Genomic DNA, 993 nt, shown 5'->3' with positions numbered 1-993 from the left:
CACTACCGCAGCGCGCCGCCGCAGGCCGCACGCGTGGGTATGAGTGTGGTTCACCACTGTAGCGGCCCGTGCGGGGTTCACAGCCACCAGCATGACTTTGCCCGCACGTCAGCGATGCCGGTATCCGACGATAACGCTTTCTGGGGGGCGCTGGGTTGCAGCTGCTTTGCATTCTGATGAAACAAAATGACGCTTCGTCCCGGATCGATCCGGGGCTGTTCTTTCTGCGCCTGACCGGCAGCCTGCTGCTGCTTTACGTGCACGGCCTGCCGAAGGTGCTGCACTTCAGCGAAGAGCTGACGCGCATCGAAGATCCGTTTGGTTTCGGGCCGTATGCCAGTCTGATCCCGGCGATCGTCGCCGAGGTGATCTGCCCGCTGTTTATCATTGCGGGGGTTTACACCCGCCTGGCGTGCCTGCCGATTATCGCCGTGCTGCTGGTGGCGATGCTGGCGGTTCATCCGAACTGGTCGATTGCCGAAGGGCAGTTTGGCTGGCTGCTGCTGATTATCTTCACCACCCTTGCCCTCACCGGGCCGGGCCAGTGGCGAGTGCAGCGTAAAACAACGGAGAGGTTCGCATGACCCAGGTAAACGACGTTCGCGACGCACACGTCGAGACGACGCCCGCCCCGGCGGTTTCACCCTGGCAGCCGCTGAGCCAGCCGGTGTTCCGCATGCTGTGGATCGCCACGGTGGTCTCTAACGTCGGCTCATGGATGAGCGACGTCGGCATCAACTGGAGCATGCTGACGCTCAGCGCCGATCCGCTGGATATCGCGCTGGTGCAGGCGGCGAGCAGCCTGCCGATGTTCCTTTTCGCCCTGCCGTCCGGGGTGATGGCGGACATCGTTGACCGACGTAAATACCTGCTCTTCTCCCAGCTGTGGGTGTTCATCGCCGCCGCCGGGCTGACGCTGCTCTCCTTCACCGGACACGTCACCCCTACCGTTCTGCTGGTGGCGACGTTTCTGCTGAGCGTGGGCGCGGCGAT

Annotated in this window: 2 protein-coding genes; both read left to right on the top strand. The window is 63.2% G+C overall.

Features of this window, described 5'->3' with window-relative positions:
* Positions 1-176: 176 nt before the first annotated feature.
* A complete protein-coding gene (locus tag DD606_RS25590) occupies positions 177-584 on the top strand; it encodes a DoxX family protein (RefSeq protein ID WP_023324096.1) in 408 nt (135 codons plus the stop codon).
* Positions 581-993: MFS transporter (locus DD606_RS25585; protein WP_129259537.1), on the top strand; the 413-nt coding region annotated here is incomplete at its 3' end. The genes DD606_RS25590 and DD606_RS25585, both read left to right, overlap by 4 nt.

This window comes from Enterobacter cloacae complex sp. GF14B (assembly GCF_004136805.1).
Lineage (GTDB): Bacteria > Pseudomonadota > Gammaproteobacteria > Enterobacterales > Enterobacteriaceae > Enterobacter > Enterobacter hormaechei_C.
Note: the sequence above shows the minus strand (reverse complement) of the source record. Positions and strands in the feature narration are given on the sequence as shown.

Excerpts from the sequence above, each read along its gene's own strand:
- DD606_RS25590 (WP_023324096.1), top strand. The coding sequence starts at position 177 with ATGAAACAAAATGACGCTTCGTCCCGGATCGATCCGGGGCTGTTCTTT.